Annotated in this window: 21 protein-coding genes; 9 read left to right on the top strand and 12 right to left on the bottom strand. The window is 45.9% G+C overall.

The window, feature by feature from the left end:
• Nucleotides 1–28 precede the first annotated feature (28 nt).
• The 6 genes from M3193_RS12075 to M3193_RS12050 form a co-directional block, all read right to left on the bottom strand.
• Entirely contained in the window at nt 29–1,486 is a 1,458-nt protein-coding gene (locus M3193_RS12075; protein ID WP_251627975.1) for a carbon starvation CstA family protein, read from the bottom strand.
• A 253-nt stretch (nt 1,487–1,739) separates the two neighbouring features.
• Nucleotides 1,740–2,744, bottom strand: coding sequence for an NAD(P)H-dependent flavin oxidoreductase (locus tag M3193_RS12070; RefSeq protein WP_251627973.1), 1,005 nt, complete (start codon nt 2,742–2,744; stop codon nt 1,740–1,742).
• Nucleotides 2,741–2,974 (bottom strand): hypothetical protein, encoded by a 234-nt coding sequence (locus M3193_RS12065; RefSeq protein ID WP_251627971.1) that lies wholly within the window; start codon nt 2,972–2,974, stop codon nt 2,741–2,743. Before M3193_RS12065 ends, M3193_RS12070 begins: the two co-directional genes overlap by 4 nt.
• Nucleotides 2,975–2,998: 24 nt before the next feature.
• Nucleotides 2,999–4,147, bottom strand: coding sequence for a PstS family phosphate ABC transporter substrate-binding protein (locus M3193_RS12060; RefSeq protein WP_251627969.1), 1,149 nt, complete (start codon nt 4,145–4,147; stop codon nt 2,999–3,001).
• A 152-nt stretch (nt 4,148–4,299) separates the two neighbouring features.
• Entirely contained in the window at nt 4,300–4,494 is a 195-nt protein-coding gene (locus M3193_RS12055; RefSeq protein WP_251627968.1) for a YwbE family protein, read from the bottom strand.
• On the bottom strand, nt 4,494–5,102 hold the full coding sequence (locus M3193_RS12050; protein WP_251627965.1) for a methyltransferase domain-containing protein: 609 nt from the start codon (nt 5,100–5,102) through the stop codon (nt 4,494–4,496). Before M3193_RS12050 ends, M3193_RS12055 begins: the two co-directional genes overlap by 1 nt.
• 309 nt (nt 5,103–5,411) lie before the next feature.
• Between M3193_RS12050 and M3193_RS12045 the strand changes: the two genes are divergently transcribed.
• The 4 genes from M3193_RS12045 to lepB all read left to right on the top strand — a co-directional run bounded on the left by M3193_RS12045 (nt 5,412) and on the right by lepB (nt 9,315).
• Nucleotides 5,412–5,972, top strand: a complete 561-nt coding sequence (locus tag M3193_RS12045) for an RNA polymerase sigma factor (protein WP_251627963.1) — start codon at nt 5,412–5,414, stop codon at nt 5,970–5,972.
• Nucleotides 5,950–7,542, top strand: a complete 1,593-nt coding sequence (locus M3193_RS12040) for a DUF4179 domain-containing protein (RefSeq protein WP_251627961.1) — start codon at nt 5,950–5,952, stop codon at nt 7,540–7,542. Before M3193_RS12045 ends, M3193_RS12040 begins: the two co-directional genes overlap by 23 nt.
• 134 nt (nt 7,543–7,676) lie before the next feature.
• Nucleotides 7,677–8,192: an RNA polymerase sigma factor gene (locus tag M3193_RS12035; protein ID WP_435372046.1), complete on the top strand. Its 516-nt coding sequence runs from the start codon at nt 7,677–7,679 to the stop codon at nt 8,190–8,192.
• The gene (gene lepB / locus M3193_RS12030) at nt 8,173–9,315 is read left to right on the top strand and encodes a signal peptidase I (RefSeq protein WP_251627957.1); all 1,143 of its coding nucleotides are present in this window, start codon (nt 8,173–8,175) and stop codon (nt 9,313–9,315) included. Before M3193_RS12035 ends, lepB begins: the two co-directional genes overlap by 20 nt.
• Nucleotides 9,316–9,386: 71 nt before the next feature.
• Here lepB and M3193_RS12025 read toward each other — a convergent pair whose 3' ends face one another.
• The 3 genes from M3193_RS12025 to M3193_RS12015 all read right to left on the bottom strand — a co-directional run bounded on the left by M3193_RS12025 (nt 9,387) and on the right by M3193_RS12015 (nt 12,265).
• Nucleotides 9,387–9,944 (bottom strand): GNAT family N-acetyltransferase, encoded by a 558-nt coding sequence (locus tag M3193_RS12025; RefSeq protein ID WP_251627955.1) that lies wholly within the window; start codon nt 9,942–9,944, stop codon nt 9,387–9,389.
• 13 nt (nt 9,945–9,957) lie between these two features.
• Nucleotides 9,958–10,614 (bottom strand): HAD hydrolase-like protein, encoded by a 657-nt coding sequence (locus M3193_RS12020; RefSeq protein WP_251627953.1) that lies wholly within the window; start codon nt 10,612–10,614, stop codon nt 9,958–9,960.
• An 82-nt stretch (nt 10,615–10,696) separates the two neighbouring features.
• On the bottom strand, nt 10,697–12,265 hold the full coding sequence (locus M3193_RS12015; protein WP_251627951.1) for an amidohydrolase: 1,569 nt from the start codon (nt 12,263–12,265) through the stop codon (nt 10,697–10,699).
• Between the two features lie 107 nt (nt 12,266–12,372).
• Here M3193_RS12015 and M3193_RS12010 point away from each other — a divergent pair, with 107 nt between their 5' ends.
• The 5 genes from M3193_RS12010 to pstA all read left to right on the top strand — a co-directional run bounded on the left by M3193_RS12010 (nt 12,373) and on the right by pstA (nt 17,047).
• A complete protein-coding gene (locus M3193_RS12010) occupies nt 12,373–12,813 on the top strand; it encodes a YtoQ family protein (protein ID WP_060205541.1) in 441 nt (146 codons plus the stop codon).
• A gap of 241 nt (nt 12,814–13,054) precedes the next feature.
• Nucleotides 13,055–13,873, top strand: coding sequence for a phosphate ABC transporter ATP-binding protein PstB (gene pstB / locus M3193_RS12005; protein ID WP_251627949.1), 819 nt, complete (start codon nt 13,055–13,057; stop codon nt 13,871–13,873).
• Nucleotides 13,874–14,164: 291 nt separating this feature from the next.
• A complete protein-coding gene (locus tag M3193_RS12000; RefSeq protein WP_251627947.1) occupies nt 14,165–15,136 on the top strand; it encodes a PstS family phosphate ABC transporter substrate-binding protein in 972 nt (323 codons plus the stop codon).
• A 71-nt stretch (nt 15,137–15,207) separates the two neighbouring features.
• A complete protein-coding gene (gene pstC / locus M3193_RS11995; protein WP_251627945.1) occupies nt 15,208–16,161 on the top strand; it encodes a phosphate ABC transporter permease subunit PstC in 954 nt (317 codons plus the stop codon).
• A gap of 28 nt (nt 16,162–16,189) precedes the next feature.
• Nucleotides 16,190–17,047, top strand: coding sequence for a phosphate ABC transporter permease PstA (gene pstA / locus M3193_RS11990; protein ID WP_435372048.1), 858 nt, complete (start codon nt 16,190–16,192; stop codon nt 17,045–17,047).
• Between the two features lie 155 nt (nt 17,048–17,202).
• Here the strand turns inward: pstA and glmM are convergent, their stop codons facing one another.
• From glmM to cdaA, 3 genes are read right to left on the bottom strand one after another with little or no spacing between them, the layout of a single operon-like run.
• On the bottom strand, nt 17,203–18,555 hold the full coding sequence (glmM, locus tag M3193_RS11985; RefSeq protein WP_251627941.1) for a phosphoglucosamine mutase: 1,353 nt from the start codon (nt 18,553–18,555) through the stop codon (nt 17,203–17,205).
• A gap of 40 nt (nt 18,556–18,595) precedes the next feature.
• Entirely contained in the window at nt 18,596–19,879 is a 1,284-nt protein-coding gene (locus tag M3193_RS11980) for a CdaR family protein (protein WP_251627939.1), read from the bottom strand.
• Nucleotides 19,872–20,708 carry a diadenylate cyclase CdaA gene (cdaA, locus tag M3193_RS11975; protein WP_251627937.1) on the bottom strand — a complete coding sequence of 279 codons (837 nt, stop codon included), beginning with the start codon at nt 20,706–20,708 and terminating at the stop codon, nt 19,872–19,874. Before cdaA ends, M3193_RS11980 begins: the two co-directional genes overlap by 8 nt.
• Nucleotides 20,709–20,802 lie beyond the last annotated feature (94 nt).

The following is a 20,802-nucleotide window of genomic DNA, read 5'->3' as shown; positions in this document are numbered from 1 at the left end:
CTTGGCCGCCTCTTTTTCAGAGTTACAATCAGTTTGTTGTTGCACTATTCCAATGCGAAATGTCTTCTTCCAGTGGAATTTGTGCAGCTCTTGCCCGAACCGCCGCGAAGAAGAATAGCACGACGAGGAAGATGGAAATGACTGTTGCCCCGATATATGCCACATTCATCGGCAACCCGAAGCCGATTGTCGCGTTCAAAATATACGTCATTGTCGCCATCAGCATGAACGTTCCCGGAATGAGTGCAACCCAGTAGTTCTTCCGCGCAATGAACAGATACATCGCACCTACGAATAACGCGATGACAGCTGTCGATTGGTTCGCCCATGAGAAGTAGCGCCAAAGGATATTAAAGTCGACTTGCGTCAAGGCAATAGAAATGATGAACATCGGTGCAGCAATCCAAAGACGGCTCGCAATCTTCACTTGCGGCAATTTGAAATAGTCCGCAATGATCATACGGGCACTACGGAATGCCGTATCGCCGGATGTGATCGGAAGGATGATGACGCCTAGGATTGCAAGCGTTCCACCTACTGCGCCCAACATCATCGTCGAAGCTTCGCTGACAATCAATGCAGGACCGCCTGCAGCCAACATCTCATTCAAGCCGCCATACCCATTGAACAGCGCCATTCCTGCTGCTGCCCAGATCATCGCGATAATCGCTTCTGCAATCATCATACCGTAGAAAATCTTACGGCCTTGACCTTCTTTTTGCGTCGTACGTGAGATGATCGGTGATTGTGTTGCATGGAAACCAGACAATGCACCACATGAAATTGTTAAGAATAATAGCGGGAAAATCGCTAATTTGTCTGGATGCATATTCGCGAATGTCAGCTCGGGAATTTGTACTCCTTTGATGAGCATCATTCCGCCAACCCCGACAGCACTGATGATTAAAAGTGCTCCGAAAACCGGATAGAAACGGCCGATGATCTTATCAATCGGCAATAGTGTCGCAAGAATATAATAGGCGAAAATAAGCGCAACGATGATACCCATCGCCATCCAACCGTTCATCAAGTTGTACAGCAATCCAGCCGGCGCGGAAACGAATACCGTTCCAACAAGCACCAATAAGAGAATCGCAAAAGCATTTACGATATGTTTCATGAATTTCCCCAAAAACTTACCTGCAAGCTCAGGCAAATGCGCCCCGCGGTTACGGATGGAGATCATCCCCGTCAAATAGTCATGGACAGCACCTGCAAAAATTGCGCCAATTACAATCCAAATGAATGCAATCGGACCATAAAGCGCCCCCATGATCGGACCGAATATCGGACCAACCCCCGCAATGTTCAACAGCTGGATCAATGAGTTTTTCTTTGTGCTCATCGGCACATAGTCCACGCCATCACCGCTCGTATACGCAGGTGTCGCACGGTCTTCCTTCACCCCAAACATCTTCTCGATGAATTTGCCATACGTGAAATAACCGACAATCAATAAGACGATACCAAATAAGAACGTAATCATTTCTTTTCCCCTTTCTCCCATTTGGGAGTGATCTCTTTTAGCCCGTTAGTGAAGCCTTTAGTAAATAGACTATTCAAAAGACGGTTGCAACATGAGTAACGTGGGCCTTCCCTATCGGCCTGCAAGGTTTGTACATTAGTATACTTCATTTCAAGATAAATTTAAATATTATTTTCAGTTTCTTTCAAATATTGCAGAGAAAACACAAAAAATCACGCCACGCCCCTAGACACTTCTTTTCACCCTTCTCTATTCAAATGAACTTCCCTATGATCTCCTCTACCGTTCCCTCCGTTGTTTCATGGACGCTCTCCCCTGCCCAAAGTGACATGAACTCCGGTTTCCCAAGCTTTGCCGCTTCGCTTCGGATTTTCTTCGTCAAGTCGTTTTGGTATGGATAAGGAGCAATCGGGACGCTTGCCGTCAATTCTATGAACTCGTTTCGGATGCCTCTTGCCTGTTTTCCAGAGAACGCTTTTGTAAGCACTGTACGATTGTCGACGGCCGCCAAAACGGCTTCTTTGTAGAGCGGATGAGCACCGCTTTCATCTGCTGCTAACAATGCGGTGCCGATTTGGACGGCTGCTGCTCCGCGGGAGAGTTGAAGTTCGAGATGCTCCTTGTTAGCGATTCCACCAGCTGCAATGACTGGAATGCTGACAGCCTTCACAATTGAAGGAAGTAGCTCTTCTAGGGGTACAAGCTGTTCGCCGATGAATGAACCGCGATGTCCTCCCGCTTCCGCGCCTTGTGCCACAACTGCGTCCATTCCGATTTGTTCTGCTAGGACGGCTTCTTCGACTGTCGTTGCCGTTCCAATCAGGTAGATGTCATGCTCCTTCAATTTCCGGACAACTGTTTTTTCGGGCAAACCGAAAGTAAAGGAGCATACAGCGACCCTCTCATCGATCAGGACATCTACCTGCTCGTCAAATGAAGGCTCGGAAAGCGGCGCCTCCCCATAAGGTATGCCGAGCTTTTTGCAGATCGGCTCCAATGCCAAATACGCTTGGCGCAGCTGCTCTTGGTCCATGTCCACATGTTCCGGTATGAATAGGTTGACTGCGAACGGCTTATCGGTGAGCTTTTTGACTTCGCGAATGAAATCCCGGGTAGCTTCCGCGGATAAATAGCCTGCACCGATGGATCCCAATACTCCCGCTTTCGCCGCAGCCGCCACGAATTTGGGCGTCGTGACACCTGCCATTGGGGCTTGGGTGATTGGATGTTTAATCTCAAACGTTTCTGTAAAGGTCATGAGTGCACTCTCCTTCTTTCATGCCGATAAAACAAATACTTGATCACTAAGGGAACAACTGAGAACAGCGCCACTAGTTTCAATGCATTGTTTGCGCCGAAAAAATAATATGCAATCGGTAAAGAAGTGAAAAAGCTAATGAGCAATGACGTTTTAGACTTGGTTAATAGGCCGAATAAGAATGAAAGAACCGATATGATCAATGAAGCTTGCCAAAGGGCGACGATCATATCATGCACCCCCTTCCTGTTTAGTCACTTCCCGACTGGAACATATCCCGTCTTCTCGATAATTTCCTGCCCTTCATCCGACAGAACCCACTCTATGAACGCTTCTACATTCGGGTTTTCGCTTCCTGCCGTCACTGCGTAAAATTCATTCGTAATCGGATACTCCCCGGACCTGATTGTATCTATGGTCGGTTCAACGCCGTTCACACCAAGAAGCCGGATTCTATTGTTTTTCACCATCTTCGTCGAGTAGTACCTGAATGTGTAGCCGATTGCGTTTTTATGATTTTTATAGTCGGACACTTCGCCGATAACCGTGCCCATGAGTGACATGACATCCTCTGTCGGCGGCTTCATAATTGGCGTAAGACCCATGAAGTTTCGCAGCGCAGTTTGACTGCCACTATTTTCGGGTCGTTGGAATGCACGGATTTCATTGTCTTTCCCACCGACATCTTTCCAATTCGTAATCTTCCCTGAGTAAATCCCTTTGATTTCATCCTCAGTCAAGCTTTCCACCGGGTTCTTGGAATTGACGAAAAAGACGAATGCCTCCTTCCCGATCGGCGTCAGCTTCAGCTCCTTGCCAGCATTTTCCGCTTGGTTCAGCTGCGTTGTAGACGGCCCCAACACGAAAATGATATCCACTTTTCCGTCAATCAAGTTCGTATAGGCAGCTTCAGTCCGATTCGACATTACTTCGCTGTTATAAGGCTGGTACTCTTTTTCAGGATAAATGGCTTGTGCGAATGCCGCGTAAATTGGATAAAGCGCTGTAGCCCCATCGATGATCGGCAAGTCGTCCTCGATGTGCAAAGTTGCAGGCTCATCTAAAGATACAGCCTTTGTTCTCTTTTCAAACGGCTGGTATGCAGCTAATTCAACTTGTCCATCGGTAATAACTGGCCGTGTTTTATCATAGACGGCCGGTATCGTGAACAGAAGCGACACAGCGATGAGAGCCCCCGCGCCGAGCCAGAACTGTTTCTTATATTTGAACAATTCAAAGCGCGCCATGACAAGCATTGCACCGAATGATATGTAAGCTGCAATGACGAGCGGCACAAAAAAACCTTTATTTGAAATATATAATAAAAACGCTGCGAATCCCGCAAATGGAAATACTAACGCCCATATGAATAAAACTGATAACATGCTCCAGACAGTTTGCATGATGTCTCCCCCTTTTGGCAACTCTTCCTTTCAAACAGTATACAATATTTTGTCAATAATTGGTTGAAGTAAGGGAATAAAAAAATACCGAATGGAGTAATCCATCCGGCCAATGTTAGATGTATTCAATTTCGCACTGAATTTTTACGCATTCACCCTAATATATCGCTCACCCTGCCGACTTGTCCGTCCTCGAGCCGTACTTTGATGCCATGCGGATGGAAGCTCGAGTTTGTCAATAAATCCTTGACGACCCCTTCCGTTTTCACGCCTGTGCGCTGGTCCTTTTTCAGGATGACTGCGACCTTAATTCCTGGCTTCACATCACTTCGATTACGTCCGTCCATTAGTTCGCTTCCTCCCTCTTTTGAAAAATGCTTTGTACAACATGGGCCGTTCCTGTATGAAGCTGCCCTTCTTCACGGTTTACTTCCCCGACGTGGAAATGTTTGATGAAATATCCATCGAACTTTTGCAAAATGCCCGCTGGATCCGCAAGCATCGCCGCATCTCGCGGTCCGCCTGTACCGTACCGAAGTTGCTCTTTCGTATATAATTCGCTGACATAAAAGCCACCTACTTTCAGCGCTTTCTGAACGCCTGCTGCCGTCCGATTCATGACATCCGCGGGGAAATGGCCGAAAATGTGGACGATCGCATCCCACTGCTCCTCTTCCCAAACAACTTCCGCCAAGTCACGAAGCTCCGTCTTAACGGCAACCCCTTTTTCATTCGCCAATTGGTTTGTCTTATCGAGCCCGGCCTGCGCATAGTCCCATGCAGTCACATCAAATCCGAGGGATGCTAAGTAGACAGCATTGCGCCCCTCACCTTCTGCGATGCAAAGCACTTTTCCTTTCGGCAACATGCGCGCAGCTTCCACGACAAACTGATTCGGCTCTTTTCCGTATATATACTCTTCTGTAGAAAATCGCTCATGCCAAAAATTCGTCATCAGCTATCCGTTCCTTTCACGATGATTTCCCTAAGTTTATCATATTGTGTCGTCTGTATATCTGTCTGCATCCCCCCACGCACTCGTTATCACCGACTTTTGCGGGTTTATCACCGACTCTCTAAATTTTATCACCGATTCTCGGCACTTTATCACCGATTCTATGGTGTTTACCACCGACTTTCCCCACTTTACCACCGACTCGCGTTGAAAGTTTTGGAAAAAATGAAATTTTCCAGTGAGTAAACCCGTTATACTATATGAAACACCAAACGACATGCGCATGTCCGTTTCAGTTAGGAGGTCACTATGGAACAAGAGCAGCTGTGGATACAGCAAGTGTTGGCAGGCGATAAACAAGCCTACGCACACATTATTAACAAATATAAAAACCAATTATATGCGACCATTCTGCGGATGACGAAAAACCCGCAAGATGCCCAGGACCTCGTTCAAGATGCATTTATCAAAGTGTATCGGAATCTTGATAAATACAATACGGACGGGTCTTTCTCCAGCTGGCTATACCGGGTGGCGATCAATCATTGCATGGATGAATTCCGTAAAAAACGGTACTCCACCGTTGAAATCGACGAAACAAAAGTGGTCAATAGAGAGCATCCAGAAGTTGTGTTCTTGAAAAAAGAGAAAAGCCGGCAGTTGGAACGTCTGATTTCCACATTGCCTGAAGATGAGCGACTGATCATTCTTCTCCGTTATATAAATGAAGTTAGTTATAAAGAAATTAGTGAATTGATGGACGTCCCTCTATCAACAGTGCGTAATAAACTGCATCGTGCAAAGAAAAAGATGAGGGAAACCGTAAAACAAGGAGGAGGAATTTTTCATGAACTGTCCAACGGCGGATAAACTTTCGCAATTCGTAGATCAGCTGCTACCTGAACACGAAATGGCTGAAATTAAAACGCACTTACAGTCATGCACTTCTTGTGGAGTAGTTGTGAATGCCTTTCAAGAGGAACAGCGCTTCATTGAGGAAACGTTGCAAACTCCGACCTTGCCTGATAATTTTACTGATCTCGTCTTAGATCAGCTAGAGCCATATGAAAAACCGGAAAAACAGCGTCGGACGAAGATTTGGAAACAAGCCGCCTTAACTGCTGCAGGCATCGTTTTAGCTGTTGGGATCGGCGCGACTGTAAATCCGGCCTTTGCTCAATTTATCGGTGGTCTGTTCTCTTCCGACCAAGTCGATATAGGGTTGAATAAAGCTGCAGAGGCTGGGCTTACACAACAGGTTGATTTACAAGTTGAAGATCAGGGACTGACGCTTGTTGTGGAAGAAGTCATTGCCGATACGTCAAGGGTCTCACTCTCCTACAAAGTGCTAAATGAAAAGGGAATTCCACAAGATACTCAATTGAACTATTTGCATTACCGCAATAAAATTACAGCCATTGATCAAAACGGCAACGAAGTGAAAGGATTTGGAACAAGCTGGCGTAAAGGGAGTGACTATGGTTACGTAGAGTTCAATCTTCACGATCAAGGAAATTCTATAGAAAAACTTATGATTCAATTCAATCTTGTCGAACTGAATGGAGTAAAGGGCAATTGGCAGTTACAGGTCCCTGTCGATCTGCATGAAAATCATAGGCTTACAAAATTGGTCGATTTAAAGGATGCATCCGCCGTCCATCACGGTGTGGAAATCAATTTGAAGAAACTGCAAATCGCCCCCTCTTCTTTTGGATTATTTTTCGAGACCTCACTTACAGAAGAGGAAAAAACAAAGTATGAAAGGGCCATGCGCGCGTTTGAGGATAAGCATGGCAAAGATAAAATGGATTCGCTTGTCCCCAGGAACACTTCAGGAATAGCCTATCATATTAAAAATGCAGAGGACGAAGTGATTTATTCAACGAGCCACTCACTTGTTTCAGGGACAACTGGCATGTTGCGATGGATAGGCGAAGAGATGGATAAATTTGGCCATACTACTTGGACCCATTTATTCATCCCTAAGAATGAAAATCAACTGACCTTTGTTTTGGAGGGTGTCTATAAAAAAGAAACTACAGACCTTTCCTTGACAATCAAACCGAAAGAGATTACTAAACATCCCTTAACGCTAGACTATAAAGGAAATCATTTAAAGGTCACAAGTGTGAGAAAGCCAGAGTCCGGACAAGAAAAATCCGTCATCATCAATTTGGAGGGTAGAATCAACACACTTAACTCAGAGTTGGGCAACTGGATAGCCGTAGACGACAAAGGAAATAGCTACACTGCCAATTTCAATCTCAACGGCTCCTACACTGAGGGTCAATTGGACAAAAACGGACGCAAGGCAAGATTAGCTCTGGAATTAGAAGGTTTGACAGAAGTGCCCGAAGAATTGACGCTATACCTCGTTTCGATGTCATTCTATTACCCTGTTGAAAAGGAATGGCAAGTTCCGTTGCTTGGCGAACACTAAACAATCGTGTAGAGACCGCATTCACACATCTTCAAAAGTGTGGATGCGGTCTTTCGTATGAACAAGTAGTATAAGAATTATGGAAGATTCGTTACCGATATTAAGAGAATGCGTCTAAGTAAGTAATAAGTGAGGTGAACGATTTGTCGAGTGAAGCATGGTTTGATGAATATTATGATGCCGTCTATAGTTACATTCTTATGCTAGTGAAGGATTCCCATACAGCAGAAGATTTGTCCCAAGAGACATTTATGAAGGTTATTCGGAGTGAGAAGCAATTCAACGGTGACTCTCTTGTAAAGACATGGATTTTTCGCATCGCCTACACAACGACGATGAGTTATTTTAGAAAGAAGAATCCGATTACGTATTACTTTGATCTGCATAACACTAAGCACGAACGTTCATCGGAGGAAATTGTCCTTCTTAATGCACAACAGAAGCAATTTTACGAAGCGCTTAACCAGCTAAAGCCAACTTACCAACAAGTGATCATTCTACGGAAGATCCAAGGGTTCTCCACAAAAGAAACGTCGACCATCCTGAATTGGTCGGAAGGAAAAGTGAAGATGAGCCTGTCGAGGGCGCTTGCGGCATTCAAAGAGGAATTAGAGAAAGGTGGTTTTACGAATGAGACACTTATCAGATGAAGACATAGTGCAAGAGTTGGAGAAGCTTGGCCAAGAGTTTATACCGACTCCCATGCAAAGGGAAAAAGCACGCCAGCAACTCTTCCAACCAACCCGGCAACGAAAGGCGTTTCGCATGAATTCGTTGCTACCATCCATCGTTTCACTTATTGTTCTTCTCTCAGTCGGCATTGGTTTTTATGTCAGCATTGGCGAATCAGGCGCAACGAATGTAACAGCCTCATGGGAGGGGGTCTGGTTGGATCAAACAAGCATAACAAGTCCAACTAGATATGTGTTCAAATTCGAAAAGGACTCATTCACAATTGAAGATCGGTTTACCAGTTTTGTGTATAACCCAGAGATGGACAAAGAAAAAGCACTCCGAGGATATAAAATTAAAGAACCATCGTTAGTGCCTGGAGAGTATTCCAACTATACCGTTAAGCGAAAAGGTGATTTGTATACAATTACAGCGGATGAGTTCACTTATACTTTAAAACAATTCGGTCCGCGAAGATTTGCTGGAGAGGACGGCATTGAATATTCAACTCAGACATATTTGGATCAAATAGAAGTTATCACGGATGATGTGACGCCGGAACGATTGGAAATCGCCCAACAAAATGACCATACATTTTTGATTGAATGGGGATCCGATTCCATGGATAGAGGAAATCATGATTTCAATACACTTGAACATGGGAAACTTGTCGTTTCAACTGATTTCGATGAGCTTCAGCGGGGGCAACCGGTTTACTATCATACGCCGTCTTCCGTCATCGCCAAGAATGCCGCAGTCCCTGAAATGTATATCGGAAGAGTCGTCGGATTGCCAGGTGAAACGGTCGAAATCAAAGGCGGCCAAGTGTATATTGACGGAAAAATGCTCGACACGTTTTATGGCAAAGCAACTAGGCGCGGCGCGGGCGAGGAGGAGTATTTCAATACGGTACCGAGCAGTGCATATAGGGATGAACAAGGGATTAGGGATTACTTCAATATGGATATGGCAGCTGTAACTGTTGAGGAAAATACAGTGTTCATTCTCGTTGATCAATGGTGGCGAGGATACGATAGCCGAGAGTACGGTCCTTTGCCGATTGGAGAGATTGAAGGGATTATTACAGGGACTGCGGAGTAATAAGATAGTTCATTAGACAAATAAAAAATACAGAGCAGAATGGCTGAAGAGCCCTATCTGCTCTGTTTTGATTAACCAGTTTTTCTACCCAACCAACTGTCCCTGGTCAATTTCATATTAATCGAATCAATCCATTCGCCTTCAAACTCCAGATCCTTTTTATCGACACTCACCTGGACAAAGCCCAACTTCTCATAAACATGCTTAGCCCTTGGGTTGAAGTCAAAAACACTTAATGTCAGTTCGTTAAGTGTCGTTGTTCGAAATATGTAATCAATGATAAGCTGAGTAGCTTCCGTTCCTAATCCCCGATTCCTTCCCCTCGGGCCGATTAGAATCCTGAAATTCATACTATGATTCTTTTCATCGTATAGATTGACCACTGCCTCACCAACAAAGATGCCCTGAGATGAGTCAACGACCGCCAGATCCAATCGATCCGTTTGTTCATTCCTTGTTTCGTACCAATTACGAGTAAAATCCCAGTCGATTTCTGTTGTGCTTCCTGTCAATTTAAGTACTTCGGGGTCCTGTAAACAGTCCTCTATGAAAGGGAAGTCCTCTTCCTTAAAAGGTCTGAGGATAACTTTCTCCCCTTCTATCAGCGGTTTATTACGTAGATCTATCATTTCGTTCACACTCCTAACTGTCCTCACTTATGATCTTTTTTAACTCAAGTAAGTCGTCAATTACGACATCCGCCTGAGGAAGTTCTTCTTCCCTTGCAAAATCGAAGTTGCAGCCAATAGATAGTAAACCGTTATCTTTCGCTGCGTTTATATCCGATAATCGATCACCTACTACCGCTCCGTTTGTAATGCCATACTTTTGTACAATACTCCGGACTAAGTGCGATTTATTCATGGAGTCAATTTGCTCGATACTAAAAGTCTCTGTCACCCATCGATCCAAACGATAATAGCTCACTATGGCTTCGAGGTAATCAATTAACCCATTGCTTGCTATGTAGATTGAGCATCGGTTCTCTTTTAAGTAACTGAAGAGATCCTCGACACCGGGGTATAAAGCTCCGTTTCCATCTCTTATATTTTCAAGTAATCTTTCAAGAAAATATCCATCCGTTAGTTCCCTTTCTTCCTTAGAATGAGTGGGCATTAATGTTTCCCATACGTTCGGTAAAGGAACTCCCATAATTTCACGATATTTCTCAATCGGTGTAGCACCGTTCCATTTATCCATTGACCGTAAATGTTCAAACGTATCATCGAGCGCTAATCCCAGGATTCTATCTGTTTGAAAAAGTGTGCCATCCATATCGAATATAAGTGACTGTACCATATTCAATCTCCTATCCAACCAATACTGAAAAGAAGATAACGGACACGTAACATCCTGTTATCTTCCTCCAACTACATTTTTATCAGTTCCGATACATGATATCTCCTGCAACTACCGTCATAACGACAGCAGCATCTAGGATTTCCTCTTCACTTACCTCAAACAAGTCCTTATCCAAGACCGTGAAGTCTGCATCAAATCCAATGCCAAGTTTCCCGCGCGAATCTGCCTTGCCAATTGTCGCCGCGCTGCCTGATGTGAATAAACTGACCGCCTCAAACGTGCTCAGCTTTTCTTTCGGCAAATACCCTTCGTGGGTCTCTCCCGGTTTTCTTCGTGTAACCGCCGCGTAGATGCCTAGCAACGGGTCGACCTCTTCAATCGGCGCATCCGATCCTCCTCCGCAAATGAATCCTTCGTCGATTAATCGCTTCCACGCATATGCCCAGTCAAGGCGATCCTCCCCTAGACGTTCCATCACCCAAGGGAAATCGGATGAGACGAAAACGGGCTGTATGTCCAAGACAATCGGAAGTTTCTTCATCCGCTCCACTAAGTCATCACGCAATACATTCACATGGATGAGACGGTCGCGTTTCCCTTCAGGAACGGGATGCTTTTCGATTGCGTCCAACCCTTTTTCAACGGCTCCGTCACCGATCATATGCATTGCTACCGCCTGACCATATTTCCGGGCAGTCGCCACATGTTCGTGGATCTCCTCATCGGTCAACACAGCTGTTCCGAAAGTGGATGGATCATTCGCATAAGGTTCACTTAACAAAGCTGTACTTCCTCCAAGCGATCCATCAATGAAAAACTTCATTTCTCCCGGGTCGATCCACGGTTCATCATATACCGCTTTGTCTTCCATCAGTTGCGTAAAAACTGTCGACCTCCGCAATAAATGGGCACGGAATTTTTTCTTTTCACCAATGACATTCCGGAATGCCTGCAATGGATTGCGATAATCTCCGTAATACCCGAGGTCATCCGTCACCGCGCCGGTAAGTCCGAGTGACAAAAGATCGTCGACCGATTTCTCCAGCGCCTTCGTCAGCATCTCCTCCGTCGGCGCAGGAATGAGCTGCAGGACGCGATCCATCGGGCCTTCTTTCAATACTCCCGTCGGTTCCCCGTTTTCATCCCGCTCAATGACGCCATCATCAGGATCCGGCGTATCTTTCGTAATGCCGGCAAGCTCCAACGCTTTCGAGTTGACGATTGCCGCATGCCTGCACGTCCGCTTTAAATACATTGGAGAATTCGTTACCTTGTCCAGTTCGTGGCGCGTGAAAATCTTTTTATCCGCAAAATTGTTTTCATTCCATCCTTCGGCAATGAACCACTCATCCTCTGTTAAATCAGGATAGCTGTTCATGAGCATGTCCATCATTTCATCGGCCGACTTCGCCTTTGACAGATCCAGGCTGAGTAGCTTCTGACCGTGCCCAATCATATGCATATGATTGTCGATGAATCCAGGATAGAGCACCGCCCCTCTTAGGTCGATTTCATCTTCGGCTTTATCCTTTAATTCCTCATAAGTACCCATCGCGATGATCTTTCCGTATTCCGTGAGAAGCGCCTCGACGGTTTCGTTTTCCATGTCCATCGTATATAATTTACCGTTATGCCAAATCGTTTTCATCAAGTCTCCCCCTTTTCTTTCCTTAATTCTAAACTTTCGTGCAACGTTGGGCAATCTAATTCGGATGAATGTTATAATGGGGGTATCATTTATAGGAGGGATCTTTAATGAGATTGACAGTATATCTTGCAGGCGAAATCCATACATCTTGGCGTGAAGAGGTGAAACGGAAAGTCGCGGCCTTGAACTTGCCGATTGATTTCGTCGGTCCGATGGAAGACCACGATCGCTCGGATAATATCGGTGAGGAGATTTTAGGCAAGCAGCCGGATGCGATTTTCAAGGATGCCGCTGCTTCCAGCTTCAACAACTTGCGGACTGAACTTCTAATGAAGAAAGCAGATCTTGTCATCGCCCTTTTCGGCGAGCAGTACAAGCAATGGAATACGGCGATGGACGCGAGTGCCGCGGTTGCATACGGCAAGCCGCTTATCCTCATCCGTTCCGAGCAGCATCACCATCCTTTGAAGGAACTTTCCCGTAAGGCGCATGCTACGGTCGAGACAGTGGACCAAGCCGTGAAGGCATTGCACTATATTTTCGAATGAATGAAAAGGCTATCCGAATGTGGATGGCCTTTTTATATGGGGATATTTTTGCGTTTTATCACCGAAATGGGCGGGTTTACCACCGAATCTCGACACTTTACCACCGACTCGGCAAATTTTGCACAGTCTCCAGGTAGAACGCGTCACTTCTCTTTACATAACCTTAACAGCACCTTTATACTCCCTCAATAATCCTCCCGTACACTAAACGTAAGCCTCAAACCAACTAGGAGGATTTCAAATGACATTACTTCTTGACCGTATAAAGGAAAAACCATTATCAGTTTTACGAAACGAAAGTTGGCATAAGCCGATCTATGAAACAAACAGCTTGAATCTATGGTATGGCACTTCGCATGCATTGAAGAACATCGATCTTTCTATTAATGAACGAGAAGTGACCGCAATCATCGGTCCATCGGGATGCGGGAAATCGACGTTCCTCAAAACATTAAATCGAATGGTGGAAACGGCAGCTGATGTCTCCATCTCAGGCAATGTCACTTTTAACGGGAATAATATTTTAGGCAAGGCGATGCCTGTCGAAATCCTTCGTTCAAAAGTCGGCATGGTGTTCCAAAAGCCGAACCCCTTCCCGAAATCGATTTATGAAAACGTGGCGTTCGGACCAAAAGTGCACGGCATCCGCAATAAGACGATGCTCGACATGATTGTGGAAGAAAGCTTAAAGAAAGCCGCGTTATGGGATGAAGTGAAAGACCGGCTTCATAAAAGCGCGTACAGTCTTTCCGGCGGCCAGCAACAACGGCTATGTATCGCCCGTTGCCTTGCCATCGACCCAGAAGTGATTTTGATGGATGAACCAACTTCCGCCTTAGATCCTGTATCAACTCATAAAATTGAAGAATTGATCAGCACCATCAAAAATGATGTCACGATTGCCATCGTCACACACAATATGCAGCAAGCAGCTCGGATTTCCGATCGCACTGCATTCTTCCTGAATGGCGAAGTGATTGAGGAAGACCGGACGACTACAATCTTTAACAACCCATCAGATACATTAACAGACGACTATATTAACGGCCGATTCGGCTGATACAAAAGCGAAGGACGCCTGCTTAGCCCCGACAAGCGCTGGAGGTCTTGAAACAAAAGGCGATTTTTGCCTTTTGCTACAAGACCGAAGCGACTCGAGGGGCTGGCGTCCGCAGCTAGATGAACCTTGAACCCCGCTCAACACAAGAGCGGGGTTTTATTTATTAATAAAAATTAATTTACATTACATTTACAAATTAACAACACTCACTTAACAATGAGCCGTTATGATTTAGTTGTGAAGGAGATTCCTTCATCCAAAGTAGAACTTAAACCAGGGGAGGATTTATCAATGAAGTTCAACAAGTATCTTTTATTCATGATCATCGCTACTTTTGCAGTTGTTCTTGCGGCATGCGGCAAGGACGGCGATCCCGGGGAATCGGACAAAAACAAAGCATCCGCGCAAGGAGCAGAACTGGAAGGCAGTGTCGCCATTGACGGTTCCGGAACCGTGTACCCGCTTATGGCTCGCCTTGCAGAAGAGTATATGGTGAACGAACAAGAGAACGTATCCGTTGAAGTGAGCCGTGCAGGTACCAGCGCAGGGTTCAAGAAATTCCTCGTTGAAAACGGAACGGACTTCAATAATGCTTCCCGCCAAATCAAAGATGAAGAGGCAGCAGAAGCAGATAAGCTCGGCATCGAAGTAAAAGAATTAAAGGTTGCCTTGGATGGCCTTACTTTCGTCATCAATAAAGAAAATGATTGGGCAACTGAAATGACGCCTGAACAATTGGTCAGCATCTTCCTAGCTGATAGTCCTGTCGAAAAATGGTCTGACATCAATCCCGACTGGCCGGATGAAAAGATCAATGCAATGGGGCCGAATGAAAACCACGGAACATATGAATTTTTCTATGAAAGCATTTTAGATAAGCAAGACATGGATAGCTCAGTCAACTTGCAGCAGGAATACTCGACACTTGTGAACCTTGTTTCAAAGGACAAGAACGGAATCGCGTTCTTCGGATACGGCTACTACGTCAATAACCAAGACAAGATGAATGCCGTTGCTGTCGATTTCGGAAACGGTCCTGTCGAGCCAGCGTTAGATACGATCGCTGAGGATGGTGCTTATGCGGACTTCACACGCCCGGTCTTCACATACTTGAATGTGAATCAGGCAAAAGAAAACCCGCAAGTTAAAGATTTCGCAATGTATGTCATGAACAATATTAATAAATTTGCAGGTGAAACAGGCTTTGCGCCGATTCCGGAATCGGAAGTGAAAGAAAACGTCAGTTTCCTAGATGGCCTGTAAAAGTAGATTGGAAGGATGGGGGCTGTTATAGCCTTCATCCTCTTGCATCTTAATGGAAGGGGTATCTTTTAATGATAAATCACGAACTACCTAAGTCAGAAAAAGTGAATATCCGAGACATGATCGACCAAAACCAACGAGGCAATTCAATCAGAAGAAGGATTGAACGGCTCATACCCAGCTTCCTCGCCATAATCGCCTCATTGTCCGTCCTGACGACAATTGGCATCATTTGGACATTGTTATCTGAAACAGTGGAGTTCTTCAAACGTGTGCCGTTCCTCGATTTCTATACTGGCACCGTCTTGAAGCCGTTGAGTCAGAATCCCGAATTCGGGGTGCTTCCATTATTGATGGGTACCGTCACTTCCTCTTTGATTGCGATGGCAGTAGCCGCGCCAATTGGGCTAATGGCCGCCATCTACTTGAGCGAATATGCGTCCCCTAAAGTGAGGAAAGTCGTCAAGCCGGTGCTTGAGTTGCTGGCAGGTGTACCGACAATCGTCTATGGGTTTTTCGCCTTCACTTTTGTAACGCCGCTATTACGTGAATTCATTCCGAGTCTCCAAGCGACGAATATCCTTAGCCCCGGCTTAGTCATGGGTGTCATGATCATCCCGATGATCGCCTCCCTATCCGAAGATGCAATGAGTTCCGTTCCGAACTCGATGCGTGAAGGGGCATCCGGATTAGGTGCAACGAAGCTCGAAGTTACTTGTAAAGTTGTTATTCCTGCAGCCCTTTCCGGCATCATCGCTTCGTTTGTGCTCGGAATATCACGTGCCATCGGGGAAACGATGATTGTGACGATTGCGAGCGGCAGCACGAAAAACTTTACTTTTGATCTAACCCAGTCGATGCAGACGATGACCGCTTACATCGTCGAAGTGACAGGCGGAGACGCCGCTTCCGGATCGACAGTCTATTACAGCTTGTATGCAGTCGCGATGACCCTATTCGTTTTCACACTCGTGATGAACCTTATTGCAAGGGCTGTTTCCAAAAAGTTCAGGGAGGAATATTAAGATGAATCAACTTAGTGAAAAACAACATATGCGGCGGACGAAGCGTCGTTTATTCCTGAGCCGGTTTTCGAAGTCCATCTTTATGCTGTCTGCGTTTTTCGGACTGTTCTTCCTGGCAGTTTTGCTCGTCAAAGTTGTTACGGAAGGCATCGGTTCGGTCAACTTCGATTTCTTGACCGGTAAATTATCAACGCAACCTGAGCGTGCCGGCATCATGGGAGCGATCCTCGGAACGTTTTGGCTTATGCTTGTCGTTGCTCCCGTTACGATGTTTGTAGGCGTCGGCACGGCGATTTACTTGGAGATGTATGCGAAAAAAGGTCGCCTGGTCAGCTTCATTCAGACGAATATTTCCAATCTGGCGGGCGTCCCTTCCATTGTGTACGGAATCCTCGGTTTAACTGTTTTTGTACGGGTGCTAGACCTCGGAAACATCGTCCTTGCTGGAGGGTTGACGATGTCCCTATTGATTTTGCCGATTGTCATCGTTGCAAGTCAGGAAGCAATCCGTTCCATTCCCTTCTTTTTAAGTGAAGCTGCATATGGGCTAGGCGCGACGAAATGGCAAACGATTCAACGAATTATCCTGCCGGCAGCCCTTCCCGGAATTTTGACTGGAGCCATTCTATCCTTATCCAGGGCCATCGGCGAAACCGCGCCGCTCGTCGTCATCGGCATTCCCGCATTGCTGATCCCATTCCCAGGAAGCATCATGGACCGCTTCACAGTATTGCCGATGCAAATCTATTACTGGACGTTGGATGCTTCGCTAGTCGCGGAATATGCCAATTTGGCCGCCGCCACAATCATTGTCCTGCTAGTAGCATTGTTCATTTTGAACTCAACAGCGATCATCATCCGGAATAAATTCCAACGTGTATTCTAACTATGTATTTCCATCGCATCCAATTGAGGATGCGGTTTTTTATTCATTTCATAACCCGCTTGAACCGCCTAATGCAACACCGTAACCGCCTGATAACAGCTCCAATAAAAAAGGATGAAGGAAATTGTAGTAATTTCCTTCATCCTTTACATTGCTTATTCGTCTATGCCCATTTCCTCGCGAACCACGTCTGCAATGCGGTTGACGAAGCGTTCGCAGTCGTCGTGATCCGGTGACTCGACCATTACGCGGACGAGAGGTTCAGTTCCTGATGGACGGACGAGGACTCTGCCGTTGCCAGCCATTTCCTCTTCTACATCCTTTATCACCGCGGCGACTTTTGCATTTTCGGTCACTTTGTTTTTATCCGTCACTCGGACGTTGACAAGTTCCTGCGGATAAATTGTCATCTCGCTTGCAAGATCTGATAGTTTACGGCCAGTTCGCTTCATGATGTTGACAAGCTGCAAGGCAGTCAACAGACCGTCACCTGTCGTATTGTAATCGAGGAAGATGATGTGGCCGGATTGCTCTCCGCCGAGATTGTAATTACCTTTTCGCATCTCTTCGACGACATATCGGTCACCTACGGCTGTTTTGACGCTCATCATGCCGTGCCGCTCCAATGCTTTATAGAAGCCGAGGTTGCTCATGATCGTTGAAACGATCGTGTCGGACTTTAGGCGGCCTTTCGCTTGTAGATGGCGGCCGATGATGAACATGATTTGGTCCCCATCAATGACACGCCCGAGTTCATCAACGGCAATTAGACGGTCTCCATCCCCATCAAAAGCAAGTCCGATATCTGCACCTTTTTCGATCACGAGCTGGCTGAGTCCTTCGGGATGTGTCGAGCCGACTCCTTCATTAATGTTCAAGCCGTTCGGAGATGCGCCTATTGTCGTCAAATCTGCATCAAGGTCGGCAAAGACATGCGTAGCTAGTGAAGAAGTCGCACCGTGTGCACAGTCTAGGGCGACATGAAGGTCTGTGAATTCCTCATCGACCGTCTGTTTCAAGTACTGGATATATTTATGGCCGCCTTCAAAGTAATCCGTAACAGTGCCGACATCAGCACCTACCGGACGTGGCAGGCTATCTGTCTCTTCGTGTAAGAGGGATTCAATTTCCTCTTCCTGCTCATCTGTCAATTTGAAACCATCGGCCCCGAAAAATTTGATGCCATTATCTCCAAATGGGTTGTGGGATGCTGAAATCATGACACCCGCCTGGGCATTCATGACGCGCGTCAAATAGGCGACACCCGGTGTACTGATGATTCCTAGCTTCATCACTTCAACTCCCACCGATAACAAACCTGCTATTAAAGCATTTTCCAGCATATGGCCGGATATGCGGGTATCCCGTCCAACAAGCACCTGGGATGTCTCCTGGGAAGCTTTCGTTAACACATGTCCGCCAATCCGGCCTAGTTTAAATGCAAGCTCCGGCGTTAATTCTTTATTTGCTATCCCACGGACGCCATCCGTTCCGAAATACTTTGTCATAATCCATACTCCCTTTCAATGCTCTTAATCAGCTTCTTTATTATGCAAGCTTAATTTCCAATGTGACTTCATTCTCTGAAAGCTTCCAGGCAATATTATCAGGGCCTACTACAGTAAGAGGATATGAATGCTCCCCTTCCTGATCGGTCCCGGAAGCATCTACGCTAATATTGAAATCTGAACTGTCGAGTGCATTAATGACTTCCTCTTTAGCGGTCACCGTCACATCGACAACTCCATTTGGCGGCTTCAAAAAAGTGCTGCTATATTTCTCATCCAGACCTAACACTGTGACAGGGATATTTTTAAATTCTTTTGTTACGTCCTTCTCCACGTCAGTTGTCGGTTTCATGGATACATCAGGCGGTGGCTCCTCTCCCTCTGCGACCGACACGCTGATGCTTACTTTAATCTTCTCCTCCGAGAGCTTGGACACTCCCTTAGGCTTAGGAAGGCTAATTTCAACGTTTCCTGATGCCTTCACTTTCGAGATATCCACATCCACCCGCAGGCTGTCAATGGTCTCAAGGGTTTTCTGAGGACCGAACAGAGTTACCGTTTTCGTATCTGTGAAAACAGAGTCGATGACGATATTCTCGCCTGGCTCGCCTTTTTGCCTTAGGACGACCGGGACCTCTTTACTATTTTCTCGCACTTCCACTTTGACCGTCACTTCTTCGGGCGCAATCGTGACATCCAATTTATTCAGGTCGCGGTCGAGAACCCTTACACGTGCTCTCTGTTCAAATGATTTATTGATGCCAGAATCTCCGGTTGCGGAAACCTTCACAAAGCTGATTGCATCCACGACGCTTTTCGCGCCAGTCACTTCAATGGTGGAAGGCTCGACTTCCTTTTTCACAGCATAATAACCTTCCGCAAGCAACCGCTCATTAAATTCAGGCTCAACTGGGAACGTTTTTGATACTTTCTCTTCAATGACAACGTCCACAGTCGCCGGATCCAATCTTACGTCCAGCTTATCCGATAGGTTTTCAGCTTGTATCTTGACCGTATGTCTCCCCATCTCCAGTCTCCGTAAATCGACCTTCAATGTGAAATCCTTCAACAGTTTTGCCGACTGGACGAGGCTTGAAGGCCCGTCGATTACCATATTGACTGTCTTAGGGACTCCGGTTACGACGAAATTTTCATTATCAATTAGCACTTCCACAGGTACATCGTGAATGGTACCCTGTGAATCACCGATTGTGGAGTTCGTCTTTTTTTCATTCTCCGACTGGACGGAAAAGAATAGGATGATGGCGAGCGCCAATGCTGTGAAACGGAGAAACCATGGACGATCCATTAACTTATCAACCATTTTTTTGTTTCCCCCATTTCCAGAATGGAGTAGAAGACATTTCGGTTTCTGCCCCAAACCATACTTGCCGCAGCTGTTTTTCAAAATCCTCCATCGATAGATTCCGGTTAATGTCGCCGTTAGTTGTGATACTGACGGCACCCGTCTCTTCGGATACGACAATTGTAATGGCATCGGTCACTTCACTGATGCCAAGCGCCGCCCTGTGCCGGGTTCCGAGCTCCTTTGAAATGAAAGGATTTTCCGAGAGCGGCAAATAGCAGCCCGCAGCCGCAATGCGATTCTTTTGCAAAATGACGGCCCCGTCATGCAACGGCGTATTCGGGATGAATATATTGATGAGTAATTCAGACGTGACATCTGAGTTCAACGGCGTTCCTGTTTCAATATATTCACTTAGGCCGGTCTCCCGTTCAATCGAAATAAGCGCTCCGATCCGCCGTTTTGCCATATAGCTCACCGACTTGGTAAACGCTTCAATCATGCGGTCACGTTCCTCTTCTTCCTGCAATTGCGACCTTGCAAATAAGCGCCCTCTGCCAAGCTGCTCCAAAGCGCGGCGTATCTCGGGTTGGAAAAGGATAATAATGGCAAGAAAACCGAACATCAACACTTGATCCAGCATCCACTTCAATGTATCAAGACCAAAGTATTCAGTAAGAATCCGGGCAAATAAAATGACGAAAATCCCTTTTAACAGCTGTACAGCTTTCGTGCCTTTTATGATGGTGATTAATTTATAGAAAACAAACCAAACGAGAAGCACATCCACTATATTTTTCAGTATTTCAACCGGACTTGAGTTTGTTATCATATCCCAACCTGGCATGCGCTTCCCTCACCTTCATTGCAAATTCTATACCTCAGTATATCATACAGCCTAGTTTCAATGCTCTTGAAAACAAATTAGACTGGTTACTAAT

The sequence above is a fragment of the Sporosarcina luteola genome, assembly GCF_023715585.1.
In the GTDB taxonomy this organism is placed as follows: domain Bacteria; phylum Bacillota; class Bacilli; order Bacillales_A; family Planococcaceae; genus Sporosarcina; species Sporosarcina luteola_D.
The sequence above is the reverse complement of the archived record's forward strand: the minus strand, read 5'-3'. Positions and strand labels throughout refer to the sequence as shown.

Coding starts and splice junctions, on each gene's coding strand:
- M3193_RS12075 (WP_251627975.1), bottom strand. CDS start 1,486: ATGATTACGTTCTTATTTGGTATCGTCTTATTGATTGTCGGTTATTTC.
- M3193_RS12070 (WP_251627973.1), bottom strand. CDS start 2,744: ATGACCTTTACAGAAACGTTTGAGATTAAACATCCAATCACCCAAGCC.
- M3193_RS12065 (WP_251627971.1), bottom strand. CDS start 2,974: ATGATCGTCGCCCTTTGGCAAGCTTCATTGATCATATCGGTTCTTTCA.
- M3193_RS12060 (WP_251627969.1), bottom strand. CDS start 4,147: ATGCAAACTGTCTGGAGCATGTTATCAGTTTTATTCATATGGGCGTTA.
- M3193_RS12055 (WP_251627968.1), bottom strand. CDS start 4,494: ATGGACGGACGTAATCGAAGTGATGTGAAGCCAGGAATTAAGGTCGCA.
- M3193_RS12050 (WP_251627965.1), bottom strand. CDS start 5,102: ATGACGAATTTTTGGCATGAGCGATTTTCTACAGAAGAGTATATATAC.
- M3193_RS12045 (WP_251627963.1), top strand. CDS start 5,412: ATGGAACAAGAGCAGCTGTGGATACAGCAAGTGTTGGCAGGCGATAAA.
- M3193_RS12040 (WP_251627961.1), top strand. CDS start 5,950: ATGAACTGTCCAACGGCGGATAAACTTTCGCAATTCGTAGATCAGCTG.
- lepB (WP_251627957.1), top strand. CDS start 8,173: ATGAGACACTTATCAGATGAAGACATAGTGCAAGAGTTGGAGAAGCTT.
- M3193_RS12025 (WP_251627955.1), bottom strand. CDS start 9,944: ATGATAGATCTACGTAATAAACCGCTGATAGAAGGGGAGAAAGTTATC.
- M3193_RS12020 (WP_251627953.1), bottom strand. CDS start 10,614: ATGGTACAGTCACTTATATTCGATATGGATGGCACACTTTTTCAAACA.
- M3193_RS12015 (WP_251627951.1), bottom strand. CDS start 12,265: ATGAAAACGATTTGGCATAACGGTAAATTATATACGATGGACATGGAA.
- M3193_RS12010 (WP_060205541.1), top strand. CDS start 12,373: ATGAGATTGACAGTATATCTTGCAGGCGAAATCCATACATCTTGGCGT.
- pstB (WP_251627949.1), top strand. CDS start 13,055: ATGACATTACTTCTTGACCGTATAAAGGAAAAACCATTATCAGTTTTA.
- M3193_RS12000 (WP_251627947.1), top strand. CDS start 14,165: ATGAAGTTCAACAAGTATCTTTTATTCATGATCATCGCTACTTTTGCA.
- pstC (WP_251627945.1), top strand. CDS start 15,208: ATGATAAATCACGAACTACCTAAGTCAGAAAAAGTGAATATCCGAGAC.
- pstA (WP_435372048.1), top strand. CDS start 16,190: ATGCGGCGGACGAAGCGTCGTTTATTCCTGAGCCGGTTTTCGAAGTCC.
- glmM (WP_251627941.1), bottom strand. CDS start 18,555: ATGACAAAGTATTTCGGAACGGATGGCGTCCGTGGGATAGCAAATAAA.
- M3193_RS11980 (WP_251627939.1), bottom strand. CDS start 19,879: ATGGTTGATAAGTTAATGGATCGTCCATGGTTTCTCCGTTTCACAGCA.
- cdaA (WP_251627937.1), bottom strand. CDS start 20,708: ATGCCAGGTTGGGATATGATAACAAACTCAAGTCCGGTTGAAATACTG.